The sequence below is a fragment of the Vibrio sagamiensis NBRC 104589 genome (assembly GCF_007990935.1).
Lineage (GTDB): Bacteria > Pseudomonadota > Gammaproteobacteria > Enterobacterales > Vibrionaceae > Vibrio > Vibrio sagamiensis.
In genome coordinates this window covers 1-20,679 of sequence record NZ_BJXJ01000036.1, presented here as the reverse complement: position 1 = coordinate 20,679, position 20,679 = coordinate 1, and the positions used below count along the sequence as shown (strand labels likewise).

The 20,679-nt window shown below is 40.1% G+C and carries 16 protein-coding genes and 1 pseudogene; 4 read left to right on the top strand and 13 right to left on the bottom strand.

The window, feature by feature from the left end:
* Nucleotides 1-27: 27 nt before the first annotated feature.
* The 4 genes from VSA01S_RS15440 to msrC all read right to left on the bottom strand — a co-directional run bounded on the left by VSA01S_RS15440 (nucleotide 28) and on the right by msrC (nucleotide 4,130).
* On the bottom strand, nucleotides 28-702 hold the full coding sequence (locus VSA01S_RS15440) for a hypothetical protein (RefSeq protein WP_039982675.1): 675 nt from the start codon (nucleotides 700-702) through the stop codon (nucleotides 28-30).
* Between the two features lie 214 nt (nucleotides 703-916).
* Nucleotides 917-2,911 carry a carboxy terminal-processing peptidase gene (gene prc, locus VSA01S_RS15435; RefSeq protein ID WP_039982676.1) on the bottom strand — a complete coding sequence of 665 codons (1,995 nt, stop codon included), beginning with the start codon at nucleotides 2,909-2,911 and terminating at the stop codon, nucleotides 917-919.
* A gap of 17 nt (nucleotides 2,912-2,928) precedes the next feature.
* Nucleotides 2,929-3,558: an RNA chaperone ProQ gene (proQ, locus tag VSA01S_RS15430; RefSeq protein WP_039982678.1), complete on the bottom strand. Its 630-nt coding sequence runs from the start codon at nucleotides 3,556-3,558 to the stop codon at nucleotides 2,929-2,931.
* Nucleotides 3,559-3,656: 98 nt separating this feature from the next.
* A complete protein-coding gene (gene msrC / locus VSA01S_RS15425) occupies nucleotides 3,657-4,130 on the bottom strand; it encodes a free L-methionine (R)-S-oxide reductase MsrC (protein WP_039982680.1) in 474 nt (157 codons plus the stop codon).
* Nucleotides 4,131-4,253: 123 nt separating this feature from the next.
* Here msrC and VSA01S_RS15420 point away from each other — a divergent pair, with 123 nt between their 5' ends.
* The 4 genes from VSA01S_RS15420 (at nucleotide 4,254) to rsmF (ending at nucleotide 11,574) form a co-directional block, all read left to right on the top strand.
* Nucleotides 4,254-6,050, top strand: coding sequence for an ABC transporter ATP-binding protein (locus VSA01S_RS15420; protein WP_039982682.1), 1,797 nt, complete (start codon nucleotides 4,254-4,256; stop codon nucleotides 6,048-6,050).
* A 59-nt stretch (nucleotides 6,051-6,109) separates the two neighbouring features.
* Entirely contained in the window at nucleotides 6,110-7,357 is a 1,248-nt protein-coding gene (locus tag VSA01S_RS15415; protein ID WP_050567421.1) for a paraquat-inducible protein A, read from the top strand.
* Nucleotides 7,350-10,004 (top strand): MlaD family protein, encoded by a 2,655-nt coding sequence (locus VSA01S_RS15410; RefSeq protein ID WP_039982683.1) that lies wholly within the window; start codon nucleotides 7,350-7,352, stop codon nucleotides 10,002-10,004. The genes VSA01S_RS15415 and VSA01S_RS15410 overlap by 8 nt, the downstream gene beginning before the upstream one ends.
* Nucleotides 10,005-10,140: 136 nt before the next feature.
* Entirely contained in the window at nucleotides 10,141-11,574 is a 1,434-nt protein-coding gene (rsmF, locus tag VSA01S_RS15405; RefSeq protein ID WP_039982693.1) for a 16S rRNA (cytosine(1407)-C(5))-methyltransferase RsmF, read from the top strand.
* Nucleotides 11,575-12,244: 670 nt separating this feature from the next.
* On the opposite strand, the gene VSA01S_RS15400 is transcribed toward rsmF, so the two are convergent.
* The 9 genes and pseudogenes from VSA01S_RS15400 to VSA01S_RS20210 all read right to left on the bottom strand — a co-directional run.
* Entirely contained in the window at nucleotides 12,245-13,042 is a 798-nt protein-coding gene (locus VSA01S_RS15400; RefSeq protein ID WP_083932305.1) for an SDR family NAD(P)-dependent oxidoreductase, read from the bottom strand.
* A gap of 52 nt (nucleotides 13,043-13,094) precedes the next feature.
* Nucleotides 13,095-13,451 carry a MerR family transcriptional regulator gene (locus VSA01S_RS15395; protein WP_039982684.1) on the bottom strand — a complete coding sequence of 119 codons (357 nt, stop codon included), beginning with the start codon at nucleotides 13,449-13,451 and terminating at the stop codon, nucleotides 13,095-13,097.
* A 379-nt stretch (nucleotides 13,452-13,830) separates the two neighbouring features.
* Nucleotides 13,831-14,928: an ABC transporter permease gene (locus VSA01S_RS15385; RefSeq protein ID WP_174302259.1), complete on the bottom strand. Its 1,098-nt coding sequence runs from the start codon at nucleotides 14,926-14,928 to the stop codon at nucleotides 13,831-13,833.
* Nucleotides 14,928-15,854 (bottom strand): ABC transporter ATP-binding protein, encoded by a 927-nt coding sequence (locus VSA01S_RS15380; RefSeq protein ID WP_039982687.1) that lies wholly within the window; start codon nucleotides 15,852-15,854, stop codon nucleotides 14,928-14,930. The genes VSA01S_RS15385 and VSA01S_RS15380 overlap by 1 nt, the downstream gene beginning before the upstream one ends.
* A 4-nt stretch (nucleotides 15,855-15,858) precedes the next feature.
* Nucleotides 15,859-16,809 carry an HlyD family secretion protein gene (locus VSA01S_RS15375; RefSeq protein WP_371860807.1) on the bottom strand — a complete coding sequence of 317 codons (951 nt, stop codon included), beginning with the start codon at nucleotides 16,807-16,809 and terminating at the stop codon, nucleotides 15,859-15,861.
* Between the two features lie 368 nt (nucleotides 16,810-17,177).
* Nucleotides 17,178-17,252, bottom strand: a pseudogene (locus tag VSA01S_RS15370) (GNAT family N-acetyltransferase); the annotation flags it as partial.
* 172 nt (nucleotides 17,253-17,424) lie between these two features.
* Nucleotides 17,425-18,042, bottom strand: a complete 618-nt coding sequence (locus tag VSA01S_RS15365; RefSeq protein ID WP_039982698.1) for a DJ-1/PfpI family protein — start codon at nucleotides 18,040-18,042, stop codon at nucleotides 17,425-17,427.
* A 496-nt stretch (nucleotides 18,043-18,538) separates the two neighbouring features.
* Entirely contained in the window at nucleotides 18,539-20,158 is a 1,620-nt protein-coding gene (locus tag VSA01S_RS15360) for a peptide ABC transporter substrate-binding protein (RefSeq protein ID WP_039982688.1), read from the bottom strand.
* A 242-nt stretch (nucleotides 20,159-20,400) separates the two neighbouring features.
* Nucleotides 20,401-20,679: hypothetical protein (locus VSA01S_RS20210; RefSeq protein ID WP_222593935.1), on the bottom strand; the 279-nt coding region annotated here is incomplete at its 5' end.

The window sequence follows — 20,679 nt, the reverse complement described above, 5'->3', positions numbered from 1 at the left end:
AAATGCTGTCGATAATATGATTACGTTTTAATCTGGTATAACTCGATTAAGTATTGCATACATATCACCACTAGAATCTTTAATAGTAAGTTCATTATGGTTTAGTTCATATCGTGTGCCATGTTCACCATGTTCATACAGTAACATTAAGTGTTCACCTTCAGTATAAAATACGCCGTGTTTGATCGACTCAGCTCCTTTTTCATTAGCAACTCGAAAGGAAAAAACAAAATCAGCTTGTAAAATAAGTTCCATTTGACTAATTTCGTTAGCGAGTACACCATCACCAGAAACATGTGAGCTTAGCCATATGCCAGGAAGAGCTTCAGGCATACCTTTTGTAAAAGTGACTCCATTTAGGTCTAGGGTATTATGGTTATTAGAATAGATATATATCTGGGGTTGGTCAGTGTGCAAACCAAGAACAAGCGTTTCTTCATTTGCGTTGTATAAACCTTCCCAATGATCAATTGAATAATCTTGTTTCTGAATATCAATAGAAAATGAATAATCTGAACTTAGGCTAAGTTTAATCGCACGGAAGTTTTCCGCTGATTTCTCAGCATCAGTATTCAATAAATACCAATCTCCGATAAGAAAAGGAGTGTCAAAATGGCTGAGTTTATCCCCTTTATCAGCTACAGAGCTGAAACTGAATGTACCAAAGAAAAATAAGCTAAAGAAAATAATGAACCATTTCATACGGTATCCCTATTGTTTTCTTTTAGCTTAGGCTTTAGTTCACATTATTGCGATTAATTAGACATAGATCACATTTAATTATCGCAAAAAATTAAGATACCTCTGCGTAATATTTACACAACGACAAAAAAAGCGCAACCAGTATCATAATAAAATAAAAAGCGAGCTGGGTTAACAGCTCGCTTAAAGTAACCAGTTTTACAAAGGTTGATTTTTATTTTTTTAGCATATCAACCATTATCTCGACTGATTCATCCAAATAAACATCAGGAGCTTCATAGTCTTTTGGGACATCATCCAGAGTCTTAAATGCATCTTTCTTAAGTGTTGCTTGTCGCTTATTAATTCGCTCCAAACGAACAGATTCTGCTTTATCTGACTCTGCTTCTCGAGTTTTCTCATTCAAAGATAAAAAGTTGTCGTCTTTTTCTTTACGGTATTTCTCAATATCTTCTTTGATAAAACTGAACTCCATCTCATGTGATATGCGTTTATTGTGCAGCTCATTAAGACTAGCTATCAGCTTCTCATTACTTGGAAATGTTTGATATTCTGCTTTGGTAATACTATCCCAAGGGAGCGCATTATCTTCAACACTTTCACCAGTTTCACTCGGATCTACGGGTGTGGGGAAAGAAATATCAGGTGCAACTCCTCGATTCTGTGTACTGCCACCATCGATACGGTAGAACTTCTGAATCGTGTATTGAACGTAACCTAATTCTTTATCAAACAGATCATAGATATGATTGAGCGAACGATGCTGTTGAACAGTCCCTTTACCAAATGAATTTTCACCTAGAATAATTGCACGATTGTAATCTTGCATTGCAGCGGCAAAAATTTCTGAGGCTGAAGCACTGTATCGGTTTATCAAAACTGTTAATGGACCTTGGTAGCTTATTAGGCCATCTGTATCTGCGTTGACCTTCACTCGCCCATAGCTATCACGGACTTGAACAACTGGCCCTTCTTTGATGAAAAGTCCTGTCAGAGCAGTGGCCTCTGTAAGCGCACCACCACCATTGTTACGAAGGTCAACAATAACACCATCGACTTTCTGTTCTTCAAGCTCGGCTAACAATTTATTTGTGTCTTTAGAGAGCCCAACGTAAAAACTTGGCACCTCAAGTACGCCAATTTTCTTACCGTCTTTCTCAATGATCTCTGATTTTACTGCACGATCTTCTAAACGAACTTTATCACGAACTATCGTGACAACGTAACTTTTAGCATCTTTGCCTTCTGGGAGAACTTCAAGATTTACTTTAGTACCTTTGGGCCCTTTAATTAGCTGAACAACATCGTCTAAACGCCAACCAATCACATCAACAACGTTTTCACCATCTTGACCAACACCAACGATTCGATCACCCTCGCCTAATTTTTTGCTCTTCGATGCTGGGCCACCAGCAACTAAAGAACGAATGACGGTATAATCATCTGTCATTTGCAATACGGCCCCAATACCTTCCAGAGATAAGTTCATTTCTGATTGGAACTGTTCTGCATTGCGGGGAGATAAATAGCTAGTATGAGGGTCAACTTGTCGAGCAAAAGCATTCATATACAACTGAAAAGCATCTTCGTTGTGTGTTTGAGTGATGCGCTTCATTGCATTATTGTAACGCTTCTCTAAAACCTCTTTTATCTCAGGCCACTTCTTACCCGCTAACTTGAGGTTGAGCGCATCGTACTTTACTCGCTTTCGCCAAAGTTCATTCAGTTCAGCTTGGTCTTTAGGCCACGTAGCTTCTGAGCGATCAAGTTCAATCACATCATCGGTATTGAATTTAATTTCATTATCCAATAATGTCAGTGCATAAGCATAGCGCTCGAAGCGTTTTTGCATTGATAGATTATAAATATCAAAGGCCGCTTTATTGTTACCCGCTTTGAGCTGATCATCTAGACTCACTGAGGCATCTTTAAAAGAATCTATGTCCGATTGAGTAAAAATATTCTTATTATAATCAAGTAGTTCAACATAGCGGTCGAAGACAGCTTTAGAAAAATCATCATTAAGATTGAAATGCTTATAATGAGAGCGTGTCAAACGGGATGTTACTCGTTTACTTGCTGTTTCATGCTGGGTTTCAGGGGCAAGAGTGGGTAAGTCATCTTTATTTAGTTTGGCTTCTAGAGCCTGTGCCGATGCTGCCAGCCATAGGCTAGCAGCAATCAGCGTCATTTTCGAACGGCAATTCATGCGTAGGAGTATCTCCCTTATGCGCGTAGGTGCTCCGCTTTCACAACCATTTGAAGGCCGTTAGCAAGTTGAACACGTACATCTTCCTTATTGACTTCAACAATGGTCGCTGCCATGTTTCCTTGACCCATATTCACATTGATTGCGTTACCAATCGTAATTTCATCAGTATTTAACGCACGTGTTTCAACAGGTTTAGCTTGTTGTCTTTGGGTCTTTGGTTTGTTAGGACGACGAGCTTGCTGCGTTTTTTTAGCAGCAGGTTTCGCTTTCGTCTTGTTCTCTTCACGAGCTTTTTGAGCTTGTTCTTTGCGACGTGCTTGAACTTTAGCTTTGCTTTCAGCTAGAGTCGTTTTGGCATGCTCAACATGCTCTTCTTCTAGTTCACCACAAGAATTACCATCAAGGTCAATACGAGTAGCACCGGCTTTAACGCCGTGTAAATAACGCCATGAGGAGGTGTACTGTCTTAACGCTGCACGAAGTTGAGTCTTACTCACTTTTTCATCTTCATTTAGACGTTCAGCAAGATCTTGAAAGATTCCAATTTTCAGTGGTTTTGCTTCACCTTCTAAAGTAAAGCAGTTAGGGAAACATTCAGCAATATATGCAATCACTTCTTTGCTGTTTTTTAACTTTTCAGTCATGTGGGTTCCTGATTTGAGCGGGTATCCGCGAAGCATTAAGAAAAAATATTCTCGTATTATAGTGACATGATAAAGAAAAACCACACTCGATGGCGAATTTATGCTTCATTAGCGTGCGAATTAAGCAGCTTTTCTACTTCAGTAATAAAAAATGCCAGGCCTTGCTCATCGATTTCATTAAATCGACCAATATCTGGGCTGTCAATATCGAGCACTCCGGCTAATTTTCCGCCAATGTAAAACGGAATAACGATTTCCGATTGGCTTGCAACATCACAAGCGATATGACCTTCAAATTGATGAACATTATGCACTCTTTGAATGGCTTCTGTTTCTGCGGCTACACCACACACACCTTTACCGATAGGTATACGAACGCATGCAGGTTTACCTTGAAAAGGCCCAAGAACGAGTTCATTATCCTTTTTTAAATAAAATCCCACCCAGTTCAACGATTCCAATTCAAGAAACAACAGAGAGCTTAGATTGGCTAAGTTAGCGATAAAATCAGACTCTGATTCTATTAAGAGTAGTGCTTGCTTAGTGAGCCTCTGATACTGTTCTATATTCATAGTAATTTCCATTTTTTATTGCCTTGTGTAAGACAACATTTCCGATTTTTTGGGATTGTCTATCTATTCTTAGATTATCTCGTTAAAATACGAAAAAGCTTAATAGGAACCATTCGTAATTAAATGAATAATCAATACAACACGATAAGCCGTTCTTGGCTTCTAGCACAAGCAAAAAAATACAAATCGAAGCTCATCATTGCTAATTTGATCGCTGTTATCGCTACTTTAATCAGCGTTCCTATTCCTTTGATGATGCCATTGATGGTTGATGAAGTACTTCTTGATACCCCAGCTTCAGGCTTGGCCATAATGGATGCAGTTTTGCCGCAAGCATGGCAAACACCAACTGGATATATTTCGTTTACACTATTCCTCGTTATCCTTATGAGAGCGATGAGTCAAGCGTTTAGTATTTTGCAAAGTCGCCAATTTACTCAAATTTCAAAGACCATAACATTTGAAATGCGTAGCAAGATGATCGATAAGCTCGGCAGAATCAGTATCCGTCAATACGAAACGAAAGGCAGTGGTGGTATCAATGCCCACTTGATAACTGACATTGAAACTATCGATCAATTTATCGGCTCTACACTCGCAAAATTCATTATCAGTCTATTAACGGTATTAGGCACGGCTATCGTATTGCTTTGGCTTGACTGGCGCCTCGGGCTATTTATATTGCTTGTTAATCCAATTGTGGTTTACTTTTCTCGTAAATTAGGAGGTACGGTTAAGCACCTTAAACGTAAAGAAAATCATGCTTTTGAAGTTTTTCAAAACCGCTTAATCGAGACTCTTGATGGTATCTATCAACTTCGGGCTGCAAATAAAGAAAGAATCTTTTTACAACAGCTAAAAGATAGTGCTAATCAAGTCCGGCTTGATGCTGACAAATACGCTTGGCAATCAGAAGCTGCAGGGCGTGTCTCCTTCTTGCTCTTTTTAATCGGTTTTGAACTTTTTCGAGCCGTTGCCATGTTAATGGTGCTCTTTAGTGACCTTACTATTGGGCAAATTTTTGCTGTATTCGGCTATCTTTGGTTTATGCTATCCCCTGTCCAAGAGCTGTTGGGAATTCAATTTTCCTGGTACAGCGCCAAAGCAGCGCTTCACCGTATAAATCAATTATTGACACTAGAAGAAGAACACAGACCTGAATCTAAAGTTGATCCATTTGTCGCTGGTCAAGAAGTCGATGTCAAAATTGAGAACGTTAACTTCTCGTATGATGGGGAAAAAAATATCCTTAACAACCTGTCGTTACATATCCCTGCAGGAAAAAAAGTCGCCCTTGTTGGTGCAAGTGGAGGCGGTAAATCCACATTAATACAGTTATTAATCGGAGTGTATCAACAAGATTCTGGCGATATTTTATATAATAACGAACGAACTCAGGACATCAGCTTCGAATTAATACGTGATAAAATTGCCGTTGTATTACAACAACCTATATTATTTAACGATACATTGAGGCATAATCTCACGCTTGGTGGACATTTTGATGAAAGCGCATTGTGGCAAGCTCTTGAAGTCGCGCAACTTCAAGATGTTATTTCTCAATTGAACCATGGTCTAGATACTGAAATTGGCCGTAATGGCATCAGACTATCTGGTGGACAGCGTCAACGTCTGGCTATTGCACGTATGATTCTAAGCAACCCACAGTTTGTCATTCTTGATGAAGCAACATCTGCTTTAGATACTGCAACGGAAGCTGCCTTGCATAAAGCACTTAATGAATTTTTACGAGGTAAAACCACACTTATCGTAGCACACCGCCTGTCAGCGGTTAAACAAGCGGACCTTATTTATGTACTAAAAGATGGTAAAGTTACACAAACCGGAACTCATGTTGAACTGGTCAAACAAGAAGGTTTATATCAAACATTATATGGTGGATTACAATCCCATGCGTAGAGCTCTTACACATCAGCAGTTCTTACTGGTTAACTTAAGCGTTGTCCTAAGAGGTTAACGTGACACAGCTGAAAAACAATGTTAGTCAAGTTCAACGTTCTAGGCTTTGTCAAGGTTGTGAATTGCCTGTCGATGTGATTCCACTAAACAATGGAAAAAGAGCTCATTGTCCTCGGTGCGGTACCCAGCTGTACCGAGGAGGAAACCCTACCCTGTCAGGGAATACAGCAATTGCCCTGACTTGCCTATTGTTATTTATTCCGTCTTATTTTTATAATTTCATCAGTATCCGTCTTTTTGGGGTGATGATTTCTGCTAGTTTGCCTTCCGGTATTCTTGATCTTTTTCAAGATGGATTTATATTACTGCCATTGTTGATCTTTTTTTGTAGTACCCTAGCCCCCCTCATTGTTTGTAGTTCTGTTTTGCTTGCCCACTGGTCTATACAACAGCGTTGGTTTAAAACTCTACAAACGTCACTTTGGTTAATCCAAAATTTAAAACACTGGGTAATGTTAGATGTTTTCTTAGTCAGCATTGCCATTTCGTGTTTTAAATTACAAGAGCTGTCTGATATTTATGTTGGCCCAGGCCTTATCGGTTTGATACTGCTACAGGTTTTCACGGTTATGCTATTATCACGCATCTGTGTGCGTCGTTATTGGGAAGCTTGGCAACCTGAAGTGAGCTACAAGTTTGAGCATATAGACATTGATTGTCATGAATGTCACCTTTCCCAGCCTAAACAGAACCACTGTCAACGCTGCCACCACCAATTATACCATCTCAAACTTGACTCCATTCAGAGGACATGGGCTTATTTAGTCGCTGCTACCATCGTCATCTTCCCCGCTAACTTCATTCCGATTTCAATTTTAACCACAAACGGTCAGCGCATTGAGGATACTATCTATTCTGGCGTTATGGAATTGGTACAAAACGGCATGTATGGCATTGCCGTTATCATCTTCATTGCAAGTATTGTTGTTCCAGTAGTAAAGCTTATAGGGCTGTCTTACATCTTGTTGTGTATTCAATTTAAACAAATCAAACACAGAAAACAGCAGATGATGGTATATTTCGTAGTTAAGTGGATCGGAAAATGGTCAGTTATGGATTTATTTGTTATTTCAATCATGATGACCTTAATTGATCGAGGACAAATTCTCGACTTTACCCCAGGGTATGGTGCAGTCGCTTTTGGTGCAGTAATTGTATTTACTATGCTTGCTGCGGACAGCCTTGACCCAAGGTATATCTGGAAAACACAAAAACACACATCTATCAAAGAGCAAATTAATGAGTAATAAAAATGGTTCTCAAGCATCATATCCGCCTGAGATAAAAAAAAGCAAAGGCATTTCTCCGCTATGGCTTTTACCTGTATTAACCATGATTCTTGCAGGTTGGTTAGTGTTCAAATCCGTACACGATGCAGGCCAAAGCGTACAAATTTACTTTTCTGAAGCTGCAGGGTTAATCCCGGGACGTACGACGATTCGTTACCAAGGCTTGGAAGTAGGTATGGTGCGTAATATTAGCTTGTCTCAGGACCATAGTAACATCTATGTTGATGCAGATATTTATCCAGATGCAACCAAATTACTCAACGATAAAACTCGATTTTGGCTTGTCAAACCTACCGCTAGTTTGAGTGGTGTTTCTGGTTTAGATGCCTTAGTCTCCGGTAACTACATTGCGATACAACCCGGTGATAGCAAAGAGTTTAAAACTACGTTTCACGCACTTGATTCTGCTCCAAGAGACTTAAAAGTAAATCAAGGGTTAAATATTCAGCTTAAAAGCCAAGACCTGGGAGGAATATCAATTGGCTCTCAGATTGTTTATAAAAAGATACCTATCGGCGAGATCTACAATTACCGATTAGACAAAGATGCCAAGTCAGTAACAATCCAAGCCAATATTGAAGAACAATATCGCCATATTATTAACGACCGTAGCCGATTTTGGAACGTCAGCGGTTTAGGAGCGAATATTGGATTTAACGGGATTGATGTCAAGTTAGAAAGTATGAACGCCCTATTAAGCGGAGCGATCGCTGTAGATTCACCTGATGATGGAGAACCTGTCAAGGAAAATAGTGAATTTCATTTATACAAAGATTTAAAAACGGCTGGCCGTGGTATTGCAATCAAAATCGCACTCCCAGATGACAATAATATAAGCAGTAAGGGTGCCCCAATAATGTATCGGGGCATCGAAGTTGGTCAAATCACAGATTTAAAGCTTTCAGAAGGTAATAAAGTCATCTTAGCTTCAGCAGCCGTCCAACCGGCCTTTAGTGATATGTTAACTACCAATACCCGTTTCGTACTTGAAGAGGCAAAATTATCATTATCTGGCGTTGAAAACATTAGCAACTTAGTACGTGGTAACTTTTTAACTATTGTCCCCAATAAAGGAGAAAGAGCTCGTCAATTCACTGCTATTCGCAAAAGTGTCTTTAACCAACAGCAAGAAAAGTCTATTCCAATTCGTTTAGTTTCTAATAACTCATTTGGTTTGGATAGCGGAGCAAACCTGCTTTATAAAGGAGTTGTGGTTGGCTCTGTTATTAAAGTTGGACTGCAAGGTACCACTAAGCAAACGCAAAGCAGCAATGAAGTTTTCATGGATGTATTAGTTGATCATGAATACAAACATCTACTTAAATCAAATAACCGATTTTATGTGACTGGTAGTGCTTCTGCTGAGCTCACTGAGTCAGGGTTAAGTATTACGGTACCTCCAGCCAAACAGCTATTAACAGGTTCAATTAGTTTTGTCAGTCAAGGCAAAAATACTATAAAAAATGAATATCAACTATTTCAAAGTGCCTCATTAGCAGAGCTTGCCCAATATAATCAGACTGGCTCTAAGACTCTGACATTATTCACTAAAGAGCTCCCCTCGATTTCCAAGGGCAGCCCGCTCCTCTACCGCAACTTGCCTGTAGGCAGTGTGTCTGATTTTAGCTTGGTTAACGATGGGGTAATTGTAAAAGTGACAATAGAGAACCGTTATGCCTACTTAGTTGACAAGCAAACCGTTTTTTGGAATCGTTCAGGCGTTGAAATCGACGCATCAATGGCAGGCATTCGCGTAAAAGCCGATCCAATAAGGACTCTTATTCAGGGTGGTATTGCGTTTGATACTATAGAAGGTGTTGAAAACAAAATCGCTCATCGCTGGAAACTTTATAACAACCAAAGTGAAGCCAGACAATTTGGTAAAACCATTACATTATTGACAAATGGCACCCAAGAAGTGAGCGAAGGGACCCCTATTCAATATCAAGGAATTAAAGTTGGAGAAGTCACCTCTGTATCACCAGACTTCAAACAAGAGTCGATGGAAGTACAAGCACACCTCTACCCTCAATATGTTGACGATATTGCCGTGACAGGGTCACATTTTTGGCTCACTTCACCACAAATTGGACTTAGCGGAGTCAAAAACCTCGATGCGCTTGTCTCTAAATCGATCAGCGTTAAGCCAGGAAATGGTAACAGCAAGTTCCAATTTGACTTAGCAAACACTGACCAATCACAACAAGGCATAGGCTTTATTTTACAGAGCGAACAACGCGGTTCTGTTCAAGTAGGTACACCAATACTCTACCGACAAATGGATGTTGGGACAGTCACAAATATTCAGCTCGGTGAGTTTGCTGACCGAGTTATGATTCAAATTGAAGTTTTGCCTCAATACGCCTATTTAGTGCGTCAAAACAGTGTCTTTTGGAATGTTTCTGGCGTTGATGTTTCTTTTGGTCTCTCAGGCGCAAGTATCCGTTCTGGAACGGTTGAAAGTTTAGTTAGAGGTGGCATCGCGTTCGCTACCCCTGAGCAATCAAACCTTAAACCGATTGCAGAAGCTGGGAAAACATTTTATCTCAACCCTCAAGCTGAGGAAGATTGGACAAATTGGCAAACACCGATACCTAAGCCTTAGTCGCCCAAACTAACGTCAAAAATCATCAAAAGAGTAGCTTATGCTGCTCTTTTTAGTTCGTTTCCAGCTATCAGTATTCGTTTCTTTGGTGATTTCGTATATTATTTGCTTTAAATTCTGTAATCGAGAACTGACTTTGCATTCTAACGTATTTATCCCTGAAGCTTTTCTAGAAAAAATTCAGACGATTCTTCCCAAACATCTCAACATGGAAGAATTTATCACATCTTGTCAAAAACCACTGCGTAAAAGTATCCGAGTGAACACCTTGAAGATCAGCGTGGAATCATTTCTCGAACGTGCAGAGTTAAAAGGTTGGAAGCTTACACCTGTCCCATGGTGTGATACTGGTTTCTGGATTGATGCGGATGAATCAAACGTCCCACTTGGCAATACTGCCGAGCATATGTCAGGGTTATTTTACATCCAAGAAGCCAGCTCCATGATGCCTGTCTCAGCTCTTTTCATGCACGAAGAGCAATATCATAGCGTATTAGATACTGCTGCCGCACCAGGCTCAAAAACAACACAAATCGCTGCACTCATGGACAATCAAGGCATCTTGGTGGCCAACGAGTATGCCGCTAGTCGAGTTAAAGTTTTGCACGCCAATATTGAGCGATGTGGCGTTCGCAATACAGCCCTGAGTAATTTCGATGGTCGTGTCTTTGGTGGATGGCTTCCCGAGCAATTTGACGCCGTGTTATTGGATGCTCCATGCTCTGGTGAAGGAACATTACGTAAAGATGCTGATGCCATGAAAAACTGGTCTCAACAATCTGTCCTTGATATCGCCAATACGCAAAAAGAGTTGATTGAAAGTGCGTTCTGCTCTCTCAAAACCAGTGGTGTAATGGTCTACTCTACCTGTACTTTAAGCACCGAAGAAAACCAACAAGTGTGCCACCACTTAAAAGAGACGTTTGGTGACGCAGTGAAATTTGAAAGCCTTGCTGGTTTATTCCCTAAGGCTGAACAAGCCCTAACCGAAGACGGTTTTTTACATATTTTCCCTCAAGTCTACGATTGTGAAGGCTTCTTTGTTGCTCGAATTCGTAAAATCGCTCCCGTAGAAACACCAATTGTCAAAAAACGTATGGGTAAATTCCCATTTGAAAAGGCTTCAAAAAAAGTATCTTCTGACATTGCCAATCAGCTCAAAGACACATTGGGCATTGGCCTTCCAAATGACGCAACATTATGGCTTCGCGATAAAGATGTGTGGCTGTTTCCACAAGCACTAGAGCCTATGCTTGGTGAGCTGCGCTTTTCTAGAATGGGGATCAAAATTGCAGAAACGCATAAGAACGGTTATCGCTGGCAACATCAAGTAGCAACGGCTCTGGCCAATGGTACAGAACAATACATTGTGGAATTAAATACAGTGGAAGCACGCGAATGGTTTATGGGTCGAGATATTAGGCCAAGCCATTTGGCAGAAAAGCAGGTCACAAAAGGCGAAGTCTTGGTTAAATATGACGGCGCTATTATCGGCTTAGGTAAATGGGTAAGTAATCGAATTAAGAACGGCCTACCTCGCGAATTGGTTCGCGATAAAAACCTATTTTAATTCCATATCCCCAAGCGGCATTACCTGTCAATTTGAATATTAGCCTTAACCCCTTTCAAATTGGCAGATTTAATCTCATTAATTGATTCAGGGCCACTTTATACTTACCTAATTTCTGCAATGGAAAAGGATACGGCACCTTTGAAGAAAGAGCAGAAATAATTAAATTGGCATGTGAAGAACTTGATAAAAATATTAATGAGATTATTAGAAATCAGAAGCTCAATACTTATTCGATAAAAGAAATTACGCAGTATAAAAATCTGCTTGTAAGTAACGGGTTCCCTAAAAAGTAAAAGAAGTTGTCACAGATCCTAGCGTTATGTAGGAAGAAAGAACATTCAACAAGCTTCTCAAGCAAGGTGACTAATCACGATAGCTTTGCCGGCTATAACAACACATTTGACCCTAACAACTGGCCTATATTTAGCAATTAAAACGTTTAAGTTAGGAGGTAGTCAGTCTCTGCCTCCTACATTGTCTGATGCGAGCTCATTGTAGATTAAACAAGCCATTATATTTTTGCTCTGATCTCAAACATGTGTAAATGATAATACGCAGGTTTTGGACAAAACTAAGTTATTGACTTTGCTAGTTTAACAAAGCCACAATAACAACAAATAAGGTAATACGAATTTCGTAGACCATTTTAGTTAAGCTTGATAATCGCTTATCTCTTGATTAATCCCCCATCAACTGGAATTTCGCTACCTGTTATATATGAAGATGCAGGTGAAAAAAGAAAAATGGCTACGTTAGCTATTTCAGGAGCAGAAGCTGCTCTACCAAGGGGTAATTTACCAACAACACTATTCTCAAATTCAGTCTGTTTCTCACTGGATAAGAATCGTCTGAAATTAGTCGAAACAGGGCCAAGAACCAAACTATTCACTCTAATCCCCTTGCATGCTAGCTCGTTACTCCACACTCGAACTGCAGCACTAAGAGCACCTTTTGAAGCAGCATATAACGAAGTCAGCTTTGCTCCCTCATAAACAGAGCTTGAACTGGTAACGATGACAGATGATTTTTCCTTGAGGTATTCGCTTAATGCGGCTAGCTGGAGTATTGGACCTCTTGTATTGACATCCATGATTTGGCTGTATTTTTGCGCAGTAACGTCTTTCAAGCTATCTAACTGTGCAATGGCCGCATTCAGCCATAAGCCATCAAGCATACCGTTTTTCCGAACAACCTCTGCAAGCTCATTACCAGATTCAGGGCTTGAAGAGTCAATATTTACAGGAATAATACGGGAGCCATGTTTATTTGATAGCTCACTCAGCTTTTTACTATTACGCCCAGTGATAATGACGCGAGCACCGAGTTGTATCATCTCTTCAGCAGTAGCTAAACCAATGCCACTAGTCCCACCAGTGATCAAATAAAGTTTATTATTAAAATCATAGAGACTGGAAATATATGAAAAATTACCTTTTGCACTATATGATGATTTTATATTCAACATTGTTTCTCCTCAATAATGAGAAACAACGGTAACAGTTAGAGTAAGCTCTAAGTCAACATACTTTACCGTTTTTGTATAAATTAATTTTATAATCTAAGGCCTTAAGATGACTTTCTAGTAAGCTTATTTGTTCAACAAGGCTCTCTCTATGCATTGATAGCATGCTTTCTCTAGCGTGGAGAGTTTCTGAACCACCATCAGAAAGCTTGGCGTATTCTAGAATTTTATTTAGGCGCATTCCTGTTTCTTTAAGGCGTTTCACAAAAATTACCCAAGCAACATCTTGAACATTGTAATGCCTATGTCCACTAGAGTTTCTGTGGATGTTTTTTAGTAAACCTATCTTTTCATAATATCGTAGAGTATGAGAAGACAAACCTACTTCTTTAGAAAACTGCTGCATATTCATAAATAAACCCTAAGTGTTATCTTTATATAAACTTTTCTGGACGAAACTTCGAAAAACGTATCCAAAAGTTTGCGACAAAACCCGTCTGGATTCGTTGTGTCTGTAAGGCATGTTTTTTGAACTGGAAACGAAGCTAGACGGCTATGATAAAGTAAGACACGCTCAAATAAAAATTGATGATTTAATGAGCGCGTCAACAAAAACCAGCCGATACGTATATAAACAGGTGGCTTTTAATTTCAAAATTAACCCACTCATCTCAGATCTGCATGATTGCTCTTATGGTGAGTATTATTGACCCCACTGATACCATTGAATGATTAAACAAGAACGCCTCCAAATTTGGAGGCGTTTTTAATTCTGGGCTCTGATGGGTTGGTTAATCGAGTGACTTCTTGAACCGAAGTGAGGCGATAAAAAGACCGATAACGGTGAACCCGAGCAACCAAAGCGTGTCTCGCCACAGTTCCATCAAATCTGCGCCACGTAGCACCACACCGCGAATAATGCGCATAAAGTGGGTTGCGGGCAACGCCTCCGATATCCATTGTGCGGCAACGGGCATTCCCTCATAAGGGAACATAAATCCTGACAACAAGATCGATGGCAAAAGAATAAACACTGTCATTTGCATTGCTTGCAATTGCGTAGACGCAATGGTGGATATCACCAAGCCTAGGGTTAGACTCGCAGCGATAAACAGCAAAGTACCAAACAGGATCTGGCTAATGGCACCATTTATTGGCACGCCAAATATCCAGTGACCCAAGCCAAGAATAATAAGGACCTGGATCAAGCCGACGAAAATGTAGGGAATGATTTTTGCCACCATAAGTTCGATGGAGTGAATTGGCGTGGTAATCAGTAACTCTAAATTGCCGCGCTCTCGCTCTCGAACAATGGCCGCACTGGTGAACAATATCATTGTCATGGTCAAAATTACGCCTAATAAGCCGGGAACAATGTTCACAGCCGAGCGTCGACTTGGATTGTAATACAGTGCCAGTTCAAAGGTCTTGGCGGGGGCTGGGCGTATCTCGAAATCAAAGTCCGTTAACGGCATGGTTTGCAGTGAGAGAATCGCGGAACTGATCATCGTATCTGATCCATCCACTATCCACTGACCAAGCTCTCGGCCTTGCACCATACGTTGAGTCAAGTCGCTAGGTAGAATCAGAGCGGCACGCACAATACCATCTTGAATAGCTTGTTGCGCTTGCTCTGCGGTAGCGAAGGTTTCTGTCACCTCGACTACTTGGGTTACTTTGACTGATTCGGTAATCACGCGTCCAGCGGTACTACCACTTTGATCGACAATGCCTACAGGAATATTGCGAATATCAGTATTAATAGCAAAGCCGAACAGCAGAAGCTGGATCAGAGGGATCATCACGACCATACCAAAGGTAATACGGTCACGCGAAAGCTGGCGGATTTCTTTGATCATCACCGCTTTCATCCGAGCAATCGATTTCATCATTGGCGACCTTCCCCCGTCACGCTGACGAACACATCTTCCAAGCTAGGACGAGCAATGTTCATCTCGCAGCCGGTTAGCTCAGGAAAGTGGCCGGTTAGCCATTCAATCGGTTGTTCGATATGCTGGTGGATTAAAATGCGCAGGCGAATGCCCAACTGCGTAGCGGAGCGTACCTCTTTGTATTGAATAACTTTCTCTTTTAGTTTTCGTAAGTTATCCGCTTTAACTTCGACGATATTGACGCCCATTTGTGCCATGAGTTCTTCGGGCTCACCATCAGCACGAATTTCTCCTGCTTCCATAATCGCTAGCCGATGACAGCGTTCTGCTTCGTCCATGTAGTGTGTGGTGAGCAAAATCGTTGTGCCTTGATCGGAAAGATCAAACAGTTGTTCCCAGAATTCACGCCGGTTCTCTGGGTCAACTGCAGAAGTTGGTTCATCCAAGAACAACAGTTCCGGTTTGTGCATGGTGGCTGCGGCAAGTGACAAACGTTGTTTCTGACCGCCACTCATGCCGCCGACCCGTTGTTTACGCAGTTGGTCGAGACCATAAGTTGATAGTTGCGCTTCGATGCGAGCTTTGAGAGCTTTGGTTTCCATCCCAAAGATTTGTCCAATAAACTCAAGATTCTCTTGAACCGTCAAGTCGTCATAAAGTGAGAACTTTTGTGTCATGTAGCCAATCTTAAGACGCAATAGCTCAGATTGTTTTGGGATCGCTAATCCGAGCACATCGACATTACCTTCACTTGGACTAAGCAAGCCGGTTAGCACCCGAATAGTTGTCGATTTACCACAGCCATTAGGGCCAAGAAAGCCATAAATACTGCCTTTAGGTACATTAAGTGTGATGTTGTTGATAGCGGTGAAGTCACCAAATTTTTTTACTACGTTCTTAGCCTGAATTGCGTATTCAATCATTGGCTTACTCCACCAAATCTACTTGTGCCGGAATACCAGAAGGCAGGTGTTGCGCAGAGTCTTGCAAGTCGACTTTTGCAAGATACATCAGACGTGAACGCTCTTCTTCGGTAAGCGCAAAATAAGGCGTAAATGAGGGCTCGCTAGCGACCCAGCGAACGGTTCCGGAGTAAGCTTTATCGACACCATCTACATGGACTTGAACGGTTCTACCAGGCACAAAACCTACTCGATAGTTTGCTGGCACATAAACACGTGCGTAAGGAACACGACTCGCTTGAATTACAGCAACGATACCATTTACAGGCACACGTTCACCAAGATTAAACGGTAGAGTGTCGAGCAAACCATCCCGTGTGGCGGTGATGGTTAACTCTGCCAGTTTTTGTTCTTGTAGAGCCACATCGGCTTTTGCAGCCATGAGTGCCGCTTTGGCTTGTTCAATATCTTCAGGGCGGGAGCCCGCCGTCAGTTTACTGAACTCTTCTTGTGATGAGTCAAGCTCAGCTCGTGCAGAGTCTCTTGCAGCTAAAGCTGCGTCTTTTTCAGATTGGCTAACGAGCTTCTTACGAACAAGCTCGACCTTACGTTGGTAGCTTTTTTGCGCTTCAATTAACTGTGCCTGTGATCTGGCAACGCGAGCTTGGGCTGCTGCAATGTCTTCTGGCCGCTCCCCATTGGTCAACTTCAAAAGATACGCGTCTGCTTTGGCTTGCTCGGCGATGGCATGAGCTAAAACTGCTTCCTGGTTTTTAGTATCAAGCTGAACAAGCACTTCCCCTTCGTTTACTTGGCTACCCTCTTTGATAGGAAGGGCTCGTATTATCTCACTCGACGTAGCAGTAAAGGTTACGCGGTCACGCTCTAATGTACCGAGGGCTTGTTTAGCATCGTCTTTGGAACAGGCTGTTAAAAGAGTAAGGGCTAAGGTGCCCAGAATAATTCGCTTCATCATGCGACGTTTCCTCTGAGATGATGTGCTTGTATTCGTATCAAGCTGGAGAAGAATGTGGAACTGAGTTCATTGTAACGTGAGTCTGTTTTGTCTGGCTAGGGAGTTCATAGCCTCAATATTCATCAATCAATTATCAAAGTCGTTCTCATTATAGAACGAGTCACTCGAAAATTCTCGTTCAAATATAGTGGGTTACCATTATGGGGTTTTGTCACAAAAGTTAGTCAAGTCAGAACAACATTCGCGTATACGGAAACGCTCAAAGTTATTAGCTTTGGGCGTTTCTTCTAAAAAACTTGGTTACGACAAACCAAGCTTTAAAGTGTCATATGCAGAATTGGAAAAGGTTTTCCCATATCATCAAGTGGCTAGCGCGAAACGACTTTGAAGCCCATATGCTCGTAGAAACCTACAGCCTGTGAGTTTTGTTCGTTTACATCGACTGGGGCATTTTCGTTCTTTATACCCCGTCAGGACACTTATGGACAAAAGCTTCTTAGAAAGGTCGCTCTAATTGGATTGGTTGATATTAGAAAAAGTATGAATACCTCCCTTATAAAACGCCTTTTAGGGTACAAAAAGACCGCCACGGTGGGCGGTCATTTAATAGTAGTTCTATTTATATGTACTAGTGGATTGAGCAGACTGAATAGTTGAGGAAACAAGTTCTTCAAATAGCTCAGATTGCCCAGCTGGAATTAACTGATCTTGTATGCTTTTACGTTTATTTGAATCAAACAACCTTTCTGCTAACCACCCGACTAGGTACATTAATGAAAGACAGCCTCCAGCTGTAGCTATATTGCCTTCAATAACGAGAGGTAGATCTTGAACATCTCCTCCCATACTTTCCAGCGTAGCTTTCGCGTGTGGATTCGTTGTTAATTTTTTATCATTCAGTAAACCAAGCTCGTGTAAGATAAAGGACCCTGCACATATAGAACCTATCAATTGTTTTTTGGGGTTAAGCTTTAAAGCTGACATGAAGTTTTCGTCTTGCAGTACAGCTGGAATTCCGCGATAACCACTAGTAATCAAAACAACATCTTGATCTTTAACCTCAGATATATGGCCATTAGTCTTTACTGTAATTCCAAGTTGCGAGTTATGCTCTGCCTTTGTGCCTAATATTCTCACATCCCAGCTATCAGTTGTTCGACCGAGCAAGTCATACATAAGAAAGAAATCTACATCAGTAAAATCATCAAATAAAACAATGCCAACTTTATACATAATACCTTTAGCCTTTTTTATCGCATCATCAATAAGAAATAAAAGAAAACTCGTTAAACCTTCATTTATATACCTTAAAAGTATCATTAAAAAGGTCAAAGAAGTGGTATCTACTTCATATAGTTAGAATTAACGAAATTATATATTCGTAAAATACCTAAGGGTTAATAATGCACATCTGAGTTAGCCATCACATGAACTAGCTAATTTTTGGACAAAATCTATTTAAGAAAGCAGGAATATTAGCAAACGATGCATAAATAGATGTATTGCAAATCATATGGGTTAAACAAGCGATATTATGAATATTGCACTAACTAAAAGCTTGGTCTGTCACACCTCTGGCTTATTTGCTACAGAACAGACATTACAGCCTAATAAAGCCACATATATATAATGATGGGCTCACACCTAATTAGTCGGAAAGGCAATATTAGTGAAAGTCACAAAATTGTGGTCAGTTATTCTGACCACTAAAAGTTAATCCACTTTGAAATTATTTTAAAGATAAAAATTTTGAAGGGACATCATCTCCAGCACTGTTATTGGGGTATCCAATAACCTTAGAAGAAATAAGTCTAGAAGAAACACTTTGAAAGATTGGTATAATCGGCATATCTTCTGAAAGCTGTTTTTCTGCCTTAGTGTAGATATCAGTTCTTACACTTGATGATGTAGTAAAGAGAGCTTGGTTAAGCAAAGAGTCAAATTTCTTACTTGAATATCTTGCATGATTGAGTGAATTACTTGAATTTAAAATAGATAAAAAAGCCGAAGGTTCATTGTATAATGCACACCATCCCCCTCGCATTATTTCAAAGTCCCCTTGCCTTCTGGAATCCAAGTATACTTTCCACTCTTGATTTTCAAGACTTACATCAACCCCTAGGTTTTGTTTCCACATCGACTGTATAGCAATCGCGATTTTCTTGTGATTTTCTGATGTATTGTAGAGTAGCTTTAATCTCAGTGGACTAGAACTCTGGTTATAACCCGCAGAAGCCAATAGATCACGAGCAAGCACTAACCTCTTTTCTCTGGAAATTAAAGCGTATTCTGGAGTTGAGTTAACAAAACCTTGGGTGGAAGTAGGAGTAAAAGAATAAGCTTCTTTTTGTCCTTGCCCTAAAATATTATTGACAATAATGTCTCGGTCGATGGCATAAGCTAATGCTTTACGTACCCGTTTATCATCAAAAGGAGGGATAGTTGTATTAAAACCATAATAATAAGTACATAATCTATCTGTAATATTCATAAGGTGAGGATATCGCGTTTTCATACGCTGAAAGTCCTCTAATGGAACCTTGCTTGTAACATGAATTTCTCCTGATAAAAAACGGTTGAGTTCTGCATTTTGATCATCGATAGGTAAATAAGTTACTTTAGTGAGTAATGAGTTTTCAGAATCCCAGTAATAAGGGTTTTTCAATAATTCTAAACGCTCGTTAAATACACGATTTACTAAAACAAACGGGCCGTTACCAACGAAGTTTTCAGGTTTACTCCAGCGATCGCCATGTTGTCTCACCAAACTTTCTTTAACAGGGAAAAATATCACATTAGAAAGTATATTAGTAAAGTGGGGTACTGGATATTCCAATATAATTTCTAAAGTTCGGTTATCAAGTGCTTTTACACCAAGCTCTTTTTTACTCTTTTCCCCTTGAATAATTTCTGCTGCATTTAATATTTTAGCTGTTTCAAACAAGAAGCTATAAGGCGCTGCTGTTTGAGGATCAACCGCTCTTTGAAAACTGTATACAAAATCCTGAGCTGTAATAGATTGACCGTCGGACCAATACAAATCATCACGCAAATAGAAAATAAATTTTTTATTTGCGTGATTTTTCCAAGACTTGGCTACTCCAGGAACAACATTGCCATTGGGGTCAACACTAAGGAGACCTTCAAAAATATCTTTTATAACTAAGAAATCCGAAATCCCTTGAGCCTTGTGAGGATCAAGTGAAGTAACCTCTACACCACTGCCTCTAATCAATCCTTGCCCTTTCATTAAAGAAGACTTTTTATGCTCTTCTGCACCTATAGAAAAAGCCATAAAAATCAATAGCCTGATTATTATTCTTAGAAAAGTCATTGCTTTGAGATGCATAATTTTGTCCTTAAAACTCTTAACAGTATCTTCTACACAGAGTAAGAGGAGTACTTTATTAAAGGTACATATCTCAGAGTTAATGTAGAGAGATACACTCCGTTAACCATCTTTGTGATAAACATCAGAATGAGCAAACATTGCGAACAATAGCTTGCCTTACTATTAGCTATCTTTTTTGAAACTAAGATCTCACAACTGACGTCAACATTAGAGCCATTTCACTTTGTAATAATAATTGTTTAGAAGGGAACAATTCTGAGCCAATAAGGATAATTTCCTAAACGCCACAATATTAGAATCAAAGAAAATAGCGGAACGTAATGTAACACGATAGCGGTAGCTAGTTTGGTGACGCGTGATTCATTACTGGATTTAATGTTAAATATTTGTAAAGAAGCTATTGCATGGCCTCCTATCTCTGAAATCGGATTAATTTGAGTAGGAAAATCGTATATTGCTATAGTTTGTAGAGTATTTTTTGGGGCATTTTCGTGTTTTATGCCCCTTCGGCACATTTC